We start from the raw sequence: 12,877 nt of genomic DNA, 5'->3' as shown, positions 1-12,877 counted from the left end.
GGTTTTCCGGCTTTTAAGACCTTCTTTGCAAGCACAATATGCGGCAAAGGACGCGCAAGGTCTAGCGCAAAGCCGCTATCCCTCGCCGTCCGAACTCTCGGTAAGCCCCAAAAGTTTCAGTTTGCGGTGCAGCGCCGAGCGCTCCATGCCGATAAAGGTCGCGGTGCGCGATATATTGCCCGAAAAGCGGTTGATCTGGATGCGCAAATATTCGCGCTCGAAATTCTCGCGCGCTTCCTTCAGCGGGATTGCGGTGATCGATTCCGAATTGGGCAATATGTCGGTTCCGCCGCGCACCAGTTCGGACGGCAGCATGTCGGCGTCGATCCGCGCCAAGCGGTCGCTGGGGGCAAGGATCATCACGCGCTCGATGACGTTGCGCAGTTCGCGGACATTGCCCGGCCATTCATGCGCCTGGAGCGCCGCCATCGCTTCCGAACTGATCTCGGGCGGCGCGACGCGGCGGTCGGCGGCGTAGCGGCGGATATAATGGTCGCAGAGGCTCGCGATATCGTCGCGCCGCTCGCGCAGTGGCGGGATGTGGACGGGCACGACGTTGAGCCGGTAATAGAGGTCCTCGCGAAACCGGCTTTCGGCGATTTCGGTCATCAGATCGCGCGCCGACCCCGAAATGATGCGCACGTCGACGCGAATCATCGTGCGCCCGCCCACGCGCGTGAAGCTCTGGTCGGTCAGCACGCGAAGAATCTTGCCCTGCGTCGTCAGCGGCATGTCGGCGACCTCGTCAAGGAACAAGGTGCCGCCATGCGCCTGTTCGAGCAGCCCGACACGGATCGATCCGTCCTCGGCTTCGGACCCGAATAATTCGGTCTCGACCGTTTCGGGATCCATTCGCGCCGACGAAATGACGCGGAACGGCGCGGTCTGCCTGCCGCTCCATCCGTGCAGCACACGCGCGGCGACCTCCTTGCCGACGCCGGGCGCGCCCGTGATGAGCACACGGCTTCCCGTCCCCGCCACGCGCTTCAATGTCGCGCGGACATTGTTAATCGCGGCGCTGGTGCCGGTCAGTTCGTCCGACGGGCCGGCCTTTTCGCGCAGCTGCTCATATTCGAACTTCAGCCGCTCATTCTCGGTCGCGCGCGCGACAAGGTGGAGCAGACGCGACGCCTCGAATGGCTTTTCGATGAAGTCGAACGCGCCACGGCGGATCGCCGCGACCGCCGTGTCGAGCCCCCCATGGCCCGAGATGACGATAATAGGCAGGGTCGGGTCGAACGCCTTGATCGCCTCAACCAGCCCCAGCCCGTCGAGCCGCGACCCCTGCAACCATACGTCGATCAGCGCGAGCGACGGCCGCCGCTGACGGATCGCCTCGAGCGCAGAGTCGGAGTCGGACGCGGTGCGCGCCTCATAACCTTCATCTTCCATGACGCCGGCGACGAGGTCGCAGATGTCGCGTTCGTCATCGACGATCAAAATATCAAGCGCCATGATCTTCTCTGTCCTGCCGGTTCCGGATGCGTCCGGGAACCGATTCACTATGCCCCATGCCTTGTTCCCCGCCCTTGCCGGCCAACGGCCTCAGTCGGTCGGGATGGAGCGTCAGGGTAACGCATGTCCCCTGCCCCGCCGGATTATCTGAAAACTCCATTTCGCCATAATGTTGCTCGACGATCTTCTTGACGATCGCGAGCCCGAGGCCAGTCCCGCCTTGGCGCGTGGTCATATAAGGCTCGGCGATCGCGTCACGCGCTTCCGGTAAGCCGATGCCGTCGTCGGTAACGCGAATGACGATCTCTCCGTCCGCGCCGACGTCAAGTTCGGCCGCGATGTGACCCATCGCCGCAGTTTCTGAGTTTTTAAATTTTTCTTCAATCGCTTCGACCGCATTCTTCACGATATTCGTCATCGCCTGCGACAGCAGCCGGCGGTCGCAAACAAGGGGCTCGATCTCGGTCGGCGTTTTGACTGCAAAGGCGATGTCGGGTTTCGCCACCTCGAACAGGAATACGGCCTGACGCAGGATATCGCGGACATCCTCGACCCCAAAGGTTGGCTTGGGCATCCGGGCGAAGCTGGAAAATTCGTCGACCATGCGCCGCATGTCGTGCACCTGCCGGATCACCGTGTCGGTCAGCTTGCGGAAGGTCGCCGCATCGCCTTCGACCTTGTCGCCAAATCGACGCTGAAGGCGTTCGGCCGCGAGCTGGATCGGTGTGAGCGGGTTCTTGATCTCGTGCGCGATACGCCGCGCCACGTCGGACCAGGCCGCCCGGCGCTGATCGAGCAATTGCTGCGTGATGTCCTCGAAACTCAGGACAAAGCCGTCGCCCTGCGCCACCGCTTTCGCCGCGAGCGTCGCGGGTTCGGCATCCTTGCGCGAGAGCTGAACGATCGCTTCGCGCTCGTCGCTGATCAGCAAGCGCGCCAGTTCGGGCGCGACATCGTCGAGGGGTTGCCCTGTCAAGCATTCGGCTGACTGGCAAATCAAACGTTCGGCGGCGGCATTGGCGAGCAGGATGCGGCGATCGGCATCGACCGAGACCACCGCCGACGACACCCCGCTGAGCACCGCCTCGATAAAGCTTCGCCGGGCTTCGAGTTGCTCGTTGACGCTAACGAGCGCGCCGGTTTGGCCCTGCAACTGCTCGGTCATCCGATTGAAAGCCCGCGTCAGCACGGCGATTTCGTCGTCGCGTACCGGCGGGGTAACCCGGACCGACAGATCGCCGCCCGCAGCCGTTCGCGTCGCACCGATCAGCGTGCCGAGCGGGCGGACGATACGATCCGCAACCACGATCGCCGCGATGACGGCAAGCGCAAGAAGCAGCAACGAGCCAAGATAGAGCGCGCCGTTGAATTGCAGCTGGAGCTGCTGTGAGCGGTCGAAGAGGTTGTTATAGTCGGCCAGAACCGCGCTCGCGCGCGCTGACTGCTGAAAACCCGGCACATTGATGTCGCGTGAGGCGTAGACATAAGCGCGATCGGTCCCGGGCAGCCGCGCCGCCGCTTCGATCCGATTGGCCTGGCGAATGACGACGATGTCTTCGCCCGCGTCGAGGCGGCCGACCATCTCTGAATTCAGCCGATTCTCGGCAACCCGATCGTCCGGATTAATCGCCGCCGCTGTGCGTGCGACGCCATCCCGACCGATCTCGATAATCGCCGATTCGTTGAGGCTACGGACCACGACCTGCTGAAAATAATAATTGCTGAAGGCGGGGCTATCGATCGGAAACTGGGTCAATTGTTTGCCGAGATCGGTTGCCATGGCAAAGGTGTTCGCCCCGACTTGGCGCTGGTTTTCCTGATAATAGCCCTCGGCAAGGTTGGCGGCATTTTCGAACATGCCGCGCGAGCGATCCGAAAACCAGAAATCGACACCGAACTGAAACAACAGTGAAGCGAAAATCACGACGAGCAGGGTCGGCGCCGCCGCAATCAGCGAAAAGAGCGCAACGAGGCGGACGTGGAGACGGCCGTTGCCGCCGGCCATCGACCGCACTGCCCGTGCGCGCGCAACGCGGCTGCCGATGAGCACGATCAGTGCCATCGCCGGCACGAGATTGACGACCATGATCGCCGCGACAAGCGCAGGCGTCAGCAACCGCTCGCTCTGCGCATCACCCGTTACGAAGATATAGGTCGCAATGGCGACGCTGACGATGATGGCGAGCGTATAATATTCGGGAGCTGCAAAGCGCCAGAATCCCGAGCGCACTTCCTGGCCGTCCGAATCCATATCGAGAGCCAGAGTTGGGGATTGCGCCATTGTTGCCACGCTACGACAATCCTGTTGCATAGAAAACACACAATCTACGCGAGTGTCGCCCAATTGCCCCGATTCCGGGTTTATCCTCGCCAATCAAGGCTGCGCTGGATCGATATCAAGCTGCCCGAGCCGTTTGCGCAACGTGTTGCGATTGATACCAAGGCGCCGCGCCGCCTCCAATTGGTTGCCACGAACATCGCGCAATACGCGGCGAAAAAGCGCCGCTTCGACGATCGCCTCAAGCCGTTCGTGAATATCGCTGTTGCACGCCGTATCCGCCATCTGCTCGCGGGCCCAATCGTCAACCGCGCGCGCGATCAGCGTAGCGGGCTCGACCGCGCCACCGCCCTCGCCGCTTTCGTGCAGCACCGTCTCGACATCGCGGTCGGTCACGACGACGTCACGCGACAAGACAGCGAGTCGCTGAACGACATTGCCGAGCTCGCGAACATTGCCCGGCCAGTCGTAGCGTTCGAGCCATTGCATCGCGGCGGGCGCGAACTGGCGATCGGGCAACCCCGCGCTGCGCCCGGCCTCGACAAAATGACGAACGAGCGCTGCAATGTCGCTACGCCGGTCGCGCAACGGTGGCAGCGTGACGGGAATGACGTTGAGTCGGTAGAAGAGATCCTCGCGAAACCGGCCATCGGCGACAAGAGTGCGCATGTCGCGATGCGTCGCGGCAACGACGCGGACATCGGCGCGCAACGCCTGGCTGCCGCCGACCGTCGAATATTCGTTGCTTTGCAGGACCCGGAGCAGGCGCGTCTGCGCCTCGAGCGGCATGTCGCCGATTTCGTCGAGGAAGAGCGTGCCGCCCGCAGCCTGTTCGAAGCGCCCGGCATTGCGGCTGTGCGCGCCGGTAAAGGCACCCTTTTCGTGGCCGAACAATTCGGCTTCGATCAGTTCGCGCGGGATCGCTGCCATGTTGATCGCCACGAAAGGTCCGGCGCGACGCAGGCCGGTCGCGTGGATCGCGCGCGCCACGACCTCCTTGCCCGTTCCTGATTCGCCGAGGATCAACACCGCCAGATCGTTCGAGGCGAGCCGTGCTATCGTGCGATAGACCGCTTGCATCGCCGGAGCGCGGCCGACGAGACCATGGCTGTCGGCCGCCCCCGCGGTGTCCCTTGCCGCAGGCTCAGCCTTTCGCTGCAACGCGGCGCGGACGCTCGCGGTCAGTTCGTCGAGATCGAACGGCTTGGGCAGATAATCGTAACTGCCGATCCCCGTCGCGCGCACCGCGGTATCGAGCGTATTCTGCGCCGACAATACTATTACCGGCGTAAGGGCGTCGATCCGCAGCGAATCGATACCGTCGCCATCGGGCAGGACGACATCGGTGATGACAAGGTCGGGCCGGTTGTCGGCAAGCCAGGCATTGCGTTCGGCGATGCTGGCGACCGATGCGAAGCGGCTGCATTCACCGACGAGCGTTTCGCGAATGATCATCGCGATCGCCGGGTCGTCCTCGACCAGCAGGATCGTCTTCGCCTTGCTCATGCGGGCCGTCCCTTTTGCGCGACGGGAAGATGAACACGGAAGCGGGTCCATTCGCCGTCGCGGATATGCTGGACCGTGCCGCCCATGTCACGCGCGAGCTTCGCGACGAGCGCGAGGCCGAGCCCCCGCCCCTCGCGTTTCGTCGTCACGAATGGATCGAACAGGTCGCCGCGAATATCGGCGGGAACGCCGGGACCATTGTCGCTGACGCTGACCTCGATCGGCAGCGCAATGCGGCCGCGTCCGTCGCCATTGTCGATCGACAGGCCATGCCGATACGCGGTCGTCAGCCGGACAACGCCATCGTCCCGCCCACCCAATGCTTCGCAGCCGTTGGTGAGCAGGTTGAGCAGTATCTGCACCATGGCGTCATGGTTTCCATGCACGAGCGGTAGCGAGGGGTCGAAATCCTCGGCAAAACGCAAGCCCGGAAACTGTCGCGCACGCGCGGTTTCCATCGCCTGATGAATCGGCTGGTACAGGTTGATCGGGCCGCAGGTGATCGGTTGCCCGCGCGAGAAATGCTCCATCTGGTCGATCAGTGTCGCGATGCGATCGACCTCGGCGCAGATCAGCGTCGTGAAGCGCTCGCCTCCCGCATCGGTCTTGCGCGCGAGCAGCTGCGCAGCGCCCTTGATGCCCGCAAGCGGATTCTTGATCTCGTGCGCCAGCATCGACGCGGCCGCGCCCGCCGCGCGGCCCGATCGGCCGATTGCGCCGCCCATCAGCTCGGAATCGCTTTGCGACGGTATGAGCGCGAGGATACGGTGGCCGCTTTGGCCATAGGGCACCATCTGCATGTCCACGAAAAAGGACCGGCGACCACCCGCTGAAATCTCTGTACGATGCGCGAAGAGCGCCGACGTCGCGGCGTCGCTCATCCGCTGGCGATAGCTGCGGTCCATCTCGATCACGTCATAGACGACGCGGCCGACCATCGCCGAACGGCTGACGTTGCAGAGCTGTTCGGCGGCGGCGTTGACGAACAGCACCACCCCGCCGCCGTCGATGAGCAGCGTCGGAACGGGGTGCGACTGGATCAGTTCGTCGTGATCGAAACTCGGAATGCTCGACGTGAGCGCGGTCACGCCGCCGCCTTGCTCAGGAACGGCGTGTAGAATTGTTCGAGCGCGTCGAGTACGTCGCGGCTGCTGGGGATCTGGTTGACCTTATTGCGAAATTCGGCCGATCCATGCACACCCTTGACGTACCAGCCGAGATGCTTGCGCGCCATATTGACCCCGGTGATTTCACCATAATGGTCGACCATCGCGCGATAATGCGATGTAATGACGTCATATTGTTCGTCTATGCCGGGGTCGGGGCGCGGGCTTTCGCCGCGGAGCGCTGCCATCACCTGCCCGAGCAGCCACGGGCGGCCATAAGCGCCGCGACCGATCATGACGCCATCGGCGCCGCTCTGCACCAGCGCGGTGCGCGCATCCTCGACCGAGCAGATGTCGCCATTGGCGATCACCGGGATCGACACCGCATCCTTGACCTTGCGGATGAAGCTCCAGTCGGCCTCGCCGCGGTACATCTGGTTGCGCGTGCGGCCATGGACCGTCACCAGCTTGGCGCCCAGATCCTCGGCGATATGTGCGAGTTCGGGGGCGTTGAGGCTGTCGTGGCACCAGCCCATGCGCATCTTGACCGTTACCGGCACCGACACCGCCTTGACGCAGGAGTCGATCAACGCGGCGGCAAGCTTCAGGTCGCGCATCAGCGCCGAGCCCGCGTCGCCGTTGGTAACCTTGCGCACCGGGCAGCCCATGTTGATGTCGATGATCGCCGCGCCGCGATCTTCGTTGAGCTTCGCGGCTTCGCCCATTTCATACGGGGTGCAACCGACGAGTTGCATCGAGACCGGCTCTTCAACGGGGTCCCACGCCGCTTTCTGGATCGACTGGCGCGTTTCGCGGATTGCCGCCTGGCTCGCGATCATCTCGGTGACATTGAGCCCCGAACCATAATGGCGGACGAGCTTGCGGAACGGCAGGTCGGAGACGCCCGTCATCGGCGCGAGGATCACGGGATCCGCGATGGTGATATTGCCAATCTGGATGGGCCGCAGCGGCGCCATGGCGGGGAGCTTTCGTCAAATTGCCTAAAATTTGAGCAGCCCGTACACGCTAAGCCGCTTTCCCGCAAGGCGCGGCTGCGCTAACCGGCGCGCACGATGACCGAGTCCGACCCTTCCGTTCTGCCGCGCGTCGCGGTCATATTGCTCGCGGGCGGTCGGGGAACGCGCGCCGGGCTGGAAATGCCAAAGCAGCTCGCAATACTGGGTAGCAAGCCGGTGCTGCGTTGGAGCCTCGATGCTTTTTCCTCGCATCCAGCGATCGGTGGCGGCGTGTTGGTGGCAAATGGTGACGTCATGGCCGCGCTCGGAGACCTTCCGGATGGTTGGATTTCTGCCGATCCCGGGGCCGAACGGCAGCAATCTGTCGCGAACGCGCTTACAGCGCTCGCCGATTGGGAAGACGGCGCATTCGTCCTCGTTCATGACGCCGCACGGCCCGGTGTGGCCGCAGCGATGATCGATCGCCTGCTTGAGGCGCTGCACGATGCCGAGGCGGCAATCCCGACTTTGCCCGTTCCCGACACCCTCGTAGAACAAACCGCGCACCTCGCTGGTGAGGTTGTCGACCGCAGCGCACTGGCACGCGTTCAGACGCCGCAAGCGTTCCACCTTGGCACATTGCGCCGCGCCCATACCGAGGCTGTCGAGGCTGCCGCAACCGACGATGCACAGTTGGTGCGCCGGCTGGGTGTGTCGGTTGTGACGGTCCCGGGCGATGCGCGGCTCCATAAACTGACATATGCCGAGGATATGACGATCCTCGCTGGGCTTCTGGGGATCGATACGATGACGCGAACTGCGGTCGGCATGGGATATGACGTCCACCGTCTTGTGGCGGGCAAACCGCTTTGGATCGGCGGCATAGAAATCGCGTATAGTCATGGGCTTGAGGGGCATAGCGATGCCGACGTCGGGCTTCATGCGCTGACCGACGCAATCCTCGGCGCGCTCGCCGACGGCGATATTGGCGACCATTTCCCGCCGAACGATCCGCAATGGCGCGGCGCCGCGTCGCACCGCTTCTTGTCCTTTGCCGCCGAACGCGTGACCGCACGCGGCGGGCGCATCGCCCATGTCGACCTGACGATCATCGCCGAAGCGCCGAAAATTGGCCCGCACCGCGCCGCGATGCGGGCGCGGATTGCCGAAATCCTTGCGATTCCGCTCGAACGGGTTAGTGTCAAAGCGACAACGACAGAGCGGCTGGGCTTCACCGGTCGCCGCGAGGGGATCGCTGCCCAGGCCGTCGCGACCCTGCAACTTCCGGAGAATTGAACCCGTGCTGTCCGATGCTGAAACGCGCCTTGCCGCGCGCGACGACCTTGCCACCGCCGTCCTTGCAAGCAACCGCACCGCGGGGCGGAAAGTCGCCGTCGCCGAAAGCTGCACGGGCGGCATGGTGTCGGTCGCGCTGACCGATATTGCCGGGAGCTCGGACGTGTTCAGCGCCGGCTTCGTCACCTATTCGGGCCATGCCAAGCAGAGCCAGCTCGACGTCAGCAGCGAAATCCTCGAAACCTTTGGCGAAGTTTCACTCGCGACCGCCTGGGCGATGGCGGCGGGTGCGCTGGCGAACAGCGACGCCGACGTCGCGGTGGCAATCACGGGAATTGCGGGACCGGGCGGCGGTTCGGAGAAGAAGCCCGTCGGCCAGGTTGTATTCGCACGCGCGCTGCGCGGCCAGGACCCCGACGATTATTTTACCCAGCGGGTGCAGTTCGAATCGACCGATCGCGCCGCGATCCGCCACCATGCGACGCTGTTCGCGCTCGACCTGCTTCAGCCGGGCAAGGACGAACTGCGGCCGTCGGAGGACATCGCCCTCCCCGCTCCGTAAAGATCGTCGGCGCGCGTTTCGAACGCGGCGATCATCTTGCGCAGCGCCTTGTCGAACATCTGTCCGGCGAGCGCCTCGAACATCCGGCTGCGGAACGAGAAATCGACGAGGAAATCGACGCGGCATCCACCACCCTCGGCGGGCTGGAAATGCCATTCATTGCTGAGATGCTTCATCGGTCCGTCGATGTAACTCACGCAAACCTCGCGCGGCCGCTGCTTGTGGACGCGGCACGAAAAGCTTTCGCGCAGCCCCTTGAAACCGACGATCACGTCGGCGACAGCCTCATGCTCGCTGTCGCTGCGGATACGCAGCGCGATCACCCACGGCAGGAATTCGGGATAACGCGCAATATCGGTGACGAGCGCGAACATCTGCTCGTCGCTGTACGGCAGGACGCGGGTTTCGTGGTGCCTTGGCAAAGGCCGATCAGCCAGCCTTGACGCGCGCCAGCTGCGCTTCGCGGGCGGCGCGCATGCGTTCGAAATCGTCGCCGGCGTGATAGCTGGACCGGGTCAAGGGCGACGAAGCGACCTGCAGGAAGCCCTTGGCGCGTGCGATCTGCGCATAGGCATCGAACGCCTGCGGCGTCACGAAGTCGATCACCTTGGCGTGCTTCGGCGTCGGCTGAAGATACTGGCCCATCGTCATGAAATCGATGTCGGCGCTGCGCATGTCGTCCATCACCTGATGCACCTCCATCCGTTCTTCGCCGAGGCCGAGCATCGCGCCCGACTTGGTGAAGATCGACGGATCGCGGCGCTTGACGCTTTCGAGCAGGCGGAGCGAGGCATAATAGCGCGCGCCGGGGCGGATCGTCGGATAGAGCCGCGGGACGGTTTCGAGATTATGGTTGTAGACGTCGGGCCGCGCATCGACGATCGCCGCGACCGCGCTTTCGGGCTTGTTACGGAAATCGGGCGTCAGGATTTCGATCGTCGTCTGCGGGGTTTCGCGGCGCAGCGCGTTGATGACTTTCACGAACTGGCTCGCGCCGCCATCGGGCAGATCATCGCGGTCGACCGACGTGATGACGATATGGCTCAGCCCCATCTTTGCTGCGGCGATCGCGGTATGTTCGGGTTCGAGCAGGTCGACGGCGCGCGGCATACCGGTCTTGACGTTGCAAAAGGCGCAGGCGCGGGTGCAGGTGTCGCCGAGGATCATCACCGTCGCATGCTTTTTCGTCCAGCATTCGCCGATGTTCGGGCACGCCGCTTCCTCGCACACCGTATGCAGGTTGAGCTCGCGCATCAGCTTGCGCGTTTCGGCGTAACCGGGGCTGGTCGGGGCTTTGACGCGAATCCAGTCGGGTTTGCGCTGACGCTGGCTGGGAGTGGTGGCGGGCGATGCGGGAGCGTTCATGCCGCCCACATAGTCGTGCACGCGCCTCTTCTCAACCTCTCTACCTATGCTAAGGCGCCTCCATGACTCACTTTGCAGATATGATCGATGGTTACCGGCGTTTCCGTAACGGCGGCTGGCAGCAACAGCGCGAGCGCTGGGAACATCTCGCCGAGGGGCAATCGCCCAAGGTGATGATCATCGCCTGTTCGGACAGCCGGTCCGAACCGTCGCAGATTTTCGACACCAATCCGGGCGAAATCTTCGTCGTCCGCAACGTCGCGGCGCTGGTGCCGCCGTTCGAGACGACCCCCGGACGTCACGGCGTCTCGGCCGCGCTCGAATTTGCAGTGCAGTTCCTGAAGGTCGAGGAAATCGTCGTGATGGGCCACGGCCTGTGCGGCGGCTGCCACGCCGCGCTGCACCGGACGATGGCGGGGGCCGAGCCGGGCCGCGGCGGATTTATCGCCGACTGGATCGCGATGCTCGACGATGCCAGCGAGCAGGTTCGCAGCGAGCACCGCGATATCGACAACCGCGACGCAGGCCGTGCGATGGAATTGGCTGCAGTGCGCGTAAGCCTTGACAATCTGGGAACTTTTCCGTGCATTCAGGAAAAGGTACGGCGCGGGACGTTGAAACTGCGCGGCGCCTTTTTCGCGATCAGCGACGGGGTGCTGCACGTTATGGACGAGACGACGAGCGAATTTTCTCCCGTCTGAACAGGAGGCGATATGAGCAAGAATGCGATGTGGCTGACCCTCATTTTCGTGGCGGCCATCATTGGCGCGATGATGGGGCCAACGTTGGCCCAGACGATGTCCCCCGGGACCTTGCTCATTCTGACCGCCATCCTGTTTGGTGGGATTATCGCCTTTTGCATCTGGGCGCTGTCGAGCAACAAGGGCGGCGCCAAGGCCGACACGGCTGCCACCGCTGACGCGCGGACGATGCAGGCGCCCGACGGAAAGGCGCGCATCTATGTCACCCGCCGCGGTTTCGTCGCCGCGTTGCAGGGCATGAACGTGACGCTCGACGGCAATGCGAAGGGGCAGATCAAGTCGGGCCAGATGCTGATGGCCGATGTCGCGCCGGGGACGCACCATATCCATGTCGCGACGGCCAAGGCGAAACTCGCGCGGCCTGCCGAACTGGAAATCGACGTCGGCGCAGGCGGGGTCGTCGTGATCGACGCGATGATCGAAATGGGCGCGCTGAAAGGCGGGGTGAAGCTGACCCGCCTCGACTCCGCGAAAGCACGCGAAAATGTCCACGCGACCAAGCTGATCCTGTGGGAAATGCCGCCAGCCTGACCCGGTCCTGCGACGAAATGACGCGCGGCTGCGAGCAGCCGTGAAACGTCTTCGCAACAATGGCGTTGATTGCACGTTCTCCCAAAAAGGAGAATTGGATGGCCCTTCGCCAAACCCTGTCGGCTGCGCCGGCACTTGCTTCCCGCCGCCGAGCGTTCCCCGGCGAAGATGAATACTATACCAAGGCCCGTAAATCGCTGCTCGCCGAGGAAATCGACCTGCGGCGCAGGATGACTCGCGTCGCCGAACAGCGGCGCCAGCTGCCCCCGGGGCCGCTGATGAAGGATTATCGGTTCAAGGATGCGAACGGCTCCGAACCGGCGCTTGCCGACCTGTTCGGCGATCATGACACGCTGGTCAGCTATTTCTGGATGTACGGCCCCGAGCGCGAACGCCCCTGCCCGATGTGCACCAACTGGCTGGGTTCGGTCAACGGCAATGCCAACGACATCAAGCAGCGCGTTGCGTTCAAGGTCTTCGGGCGCAGCCCGGTCGAGCGTCAAAAGGCTTTCGCGCAGGAACGCGGCTGGCAGGCACTCGATTTCGTGCAAACGGTCGGCGACGATTATGCGCAGGACTTTCAATTGCTCAACGCCGATGGAAGCGAGAACCCGGCATTGGCGGTCTTCAAGCGCAACGGCAGCGGCATCCGCCTGTTCTGGAAAAGCGAGATGACCCGCGAAATGGCCGATCCGGGACAGGACCCGCGCGACGCGCCCGATATCGCAAGCCTTTGGTCAATCCTCGACCTGACGCCGGGCGGGCGCGGGACCGACTGGTATCCGTCGCTCGAATATTGAGGGTTAGGGCCACAAAAGCCCTTCATGCTCGCATCGGAATTGTGACCTTTGTGGCCTTAAGGCGACAAAGGATACGCATGTGCGCGTGTAAAATGTCTCCTTTGTCGCTTTAGGCGGGTGAGTGAGGTTTCGACGAGATCAAAGAGCCGGAGAAACGGTGACACCGCGAGATAATGTAGGAAAGCGGTATTTCGATTGTCCGTTTTGGGGTGGGAAGCGGACGTAATATCCTCCCTGTCGCGCAGCGATGGGGAGGGGGAC

General features: G+C 63.4%; 12 protein-coding genes. 5 read left to right on the top strand and 7 right to left on the bottom strand.

Annotation, left to right across the window (positions count from 1 at the left end; all coding sequences use genetic code 11):
- Positions 1–75: 75 nt before the first annotated feature.
- From ACREBX_RS19765 to dusB, 5 genes are all read right to left on the bottom strand, one after another.
- Positions 76–1,455, bottom strand: a complete 1,380-nt coding sequence (locus ACREBX_RS19765; protein ID WP_056374564.1) for a sigma-54-dependent transcriptional regulator — start codon at positions 1,453–1,455, stop codon at positions 76–78.
- Positions 1,445–3,706 carry a sensor histidine kinase gene (locus tag ACREBX_RS19760; RefSeq protein ID WP_431563440.1) on the bottom strand — a complete coding sequence of 754 codons (2,262 nt, stop codon included), beginning with the start codon at positions 3,704–3,706 and terminating at the stop codon, positions 1,445–1,447. The genes ACREBX_RS19765 and ACREBX_RS19760 overlap by 11 nt, the downstream gene beginning before the upstream one ends.
- A gap of 123 nt (positions 3,707–3,829) precedes the next feature.
- Positions 3,830–5,239 (bottom strand): sigma 54-interacting transcriptional regulator, encoded by a 1,410-nt coding sequence (locus ACREBX_RS19755; RefSeq protein WP_431563439.1) that lies wholly within the window; start codon positions 5,237–5,239, stop codon positions 3,830–3,832.
- Positions 5,236–6,327, bottom strand: a complete 1,092-nt coding sequence (locus tag ACREBX_RS19750) for a two-component system sensor histidine kinase NtrB (RefSeq protein ID WP_431563438.1) — start codon at positions 6,325–6,327, stop codon at positions 5,236–5,238. Before ACREBX_RS19750 ends, ACREBX_RS19755 begins: the two co-directional genes overlap by 4 nt.
- Entirely contained in the window at positions 6,324–7,322 is a 999-nt protein-coding gene (gene dusB, locus ACREBX_RS19745) for a tRNA dihydrouridine synthase DusB (protein WP_431563437.1), read from the bottom strand. Before dusB ends, ACREBX_RS19750 begins: the two co-directional genes overlap by 4 nt.
- Positions 7,323–7,418: 96 nt before the next feature.
- Between dusB and ACREBX_RS19740 the strand changes: the two genes are divergently transcribed.
- Together ACREBX_RS19740 and ACREBX_RS19735 are read left to right on the top strand one after the other, a co-directional pair.
- The gene (locus ACREBX_RS19740; RefSeq protein WP_431563436.1) at positions 7,419–8,597 is read left to right on the top strand and encodes a bifunctional 2-C-methyl-D-erythritol 4-phosphate cytidylyltransferase/2-C-methyl-D-erythritol 2,4-cyclodiphosphate synthase; all 1,179 of its coding nucleotides are present in this window, start codon (positions 7,419–7,421) and stop codon (positions 8,595–8,597) included.
- A 4-nt stretch (positions 8,598–8,601) separates the two neighbouring features.
- Positions 8,602–9,159 carry a CinA family protein gene (locus ACREBX_RS19735; RefSeq protein ID WP_431563435.1) on the top strand — a complete coding sequence of 186 codons (558 nt, stop codon included), beginning with the start codon at positions 8,602–8,604 and terminating at the stop codon, positions 9,157–9,159.
- Here ACREBX_RS19735 and ACREBX_RS19730 read toward each other — a convergent pair.
- Complete coding sequence (locus ACREBX_RS19730; protein ID WP_431563434.1) at positions 9,102–9,581, bottom strand: type II toxin-antitoxin system RatA family toxin; 480 nt, start codon at positions 9,579–9,581, stop codon at positions 9,102–9,104. The two genes, ACREBX_RS19735 and ACREBX_RS19730, sit on opposite strands and share 58 nt — an antisense overlap.
- A 7-nt stretch (positions 9,582–9,588) precedes the next feature.
- The gene (gene lipA / locus ACREBX_RS19725) at positions 9,589–10,524 is read right to left on the bottom strand and encodes a lipoyl synthase (protein WP_431563474.1); all 936 of its coding nucleotides are present in this window, start codon (positions 10,522–10,524) and stop codon (positions 9,589–9,591) included.
- Between the two features lie 62 nt (positions 10,525–10,586).
- On the opposite strand from lipA, the gene ACREBX_RS19720 reads away from it, so the two are divergent.
- The 3 genes from ACREBX_RS19720 (at position 10,587) to ACREBX_RS19710 (ending at position 12,616) form a co-directional block, all read left to right on the top strand.
- Positions 10,587–11,225 carry a carbonic anhydrase gene (locus tag ACREBX_RS19720; protein WP_431563433.1) on the top strand — a complete coding sequence of 213 codons (639 nt, stop codon included), beginning with the start codon at positions 10,587–10,589 and terminating at the stop codon, positions 11,223–11,225.
- A 12-nt stretch (positions 11,226–11,237) separates the two neighbouring features.
- Complete coding sequence (locus tag ACREBX_RS19715) at positions 11,238–11,816, top strand: DUF2846 domain-containing protein (RefSeq protein WP_431563432.1); 579 nt, start codon at positions 11,238–11,240, stop codon at positions 11,814–11,816.
- Between the two features lie 98 nt (positions 11,817–11,914).
- The gene (locus tag ACREBX_RS19710) at positions 11,915–12,616 is read left to right on the top strand and encodes a DUF899 family protein (RefSeq protein ID WP_431563431.1); all 702 of its coding nucleotides are present in this window, start codon (positions 11,915–11,917) and stop codon (positions 12,614–12,616) included.
- Positions 12,617–12,877: the final 261 nt, after the last annotated feature.

It is taken from the genome of Sphingopyxis sp., from assembly GCF_050725655.1.
In the GTDB taxonomy this organism is placed as follows: Bacteria; Pseudomonadota; Alphaproteobacteria; order Sphingomonadales; family Sphingomonadaceae; genus Sphingopyxis.
The sequence above is the reverse complement of the archived record's forward strand: the minus strand, read 5'-3'. Positions and strand labels throughout refer to the sequence as shown.

Excerpts from the sequence above, each read along its gene's own strand:
- ACREBX_RS19740 (WP_431563436.1), top strand. The coding sequence starts at position 7,419 with ATGACCGAGTCCGACCCTTCCGTTCTGCCGCGCGTCGCGGTCATATTG.
- ACREBX_RS19755 (WP_431563439.1), bottom strand. The coding sequence starts at position 5,239 with ATGAGCAAGGCGAAGACGATCCTGCTGGTCGAGGACGACCCGGCGATC.
- ACREBX_RS19760 (WP_431563440.1), bottom strand. The coding sequence starts at position 3,706 with ATGGATTCGGACGGCCAGGAAGTGCGCTCGGGATTCTGGCGCTTTGCA.
- ACREBX_RS19720 (WP_431563433.1), top strand. The coding sequence starts at position 10,587 with ATGACTCACTTTGCAGATATGATCGATGGTTACCGGCGTTTCCGTAAC.
- ACREBX_RS19765 (WP_056374564.1), bottom strand. The coding sequence starts at position 1,455 with ATGGCGCTTGATATTTTGATCGTCGATGACGAACGCGACATCTGCGAC.
- lipA (WP_431563474.1), bottom strand. The coding sequence starts at position 10,524 with ATGAACGCTCCCGCATCGCCCGCCACCACTCCCAGCCAGCGTCAGCGC.
- ACREBX_RS19715 (WP_431563432.1), top strand. The coding sequence starts at position 11,238 with ATGAGCAAGAATGCGATGTGGCTGACCCTCATTTTCGTGGCGGCCATC.
- dusB (WP_431563437.1), bottom strand. The coding sequence starts at position 7,322 with ATGGCGCCGCTGCGGCCCATCCAGATTGGCAATATCACCATCGCGGAT.
- ACREBX_RS19710 (WP_431563431.1), top strand. The coding sequence starts at position 11,915 with ATGGCCCTTCGCCAAACCCTGTCGGCTGCGCCGGCACTTGCTTCCCGC.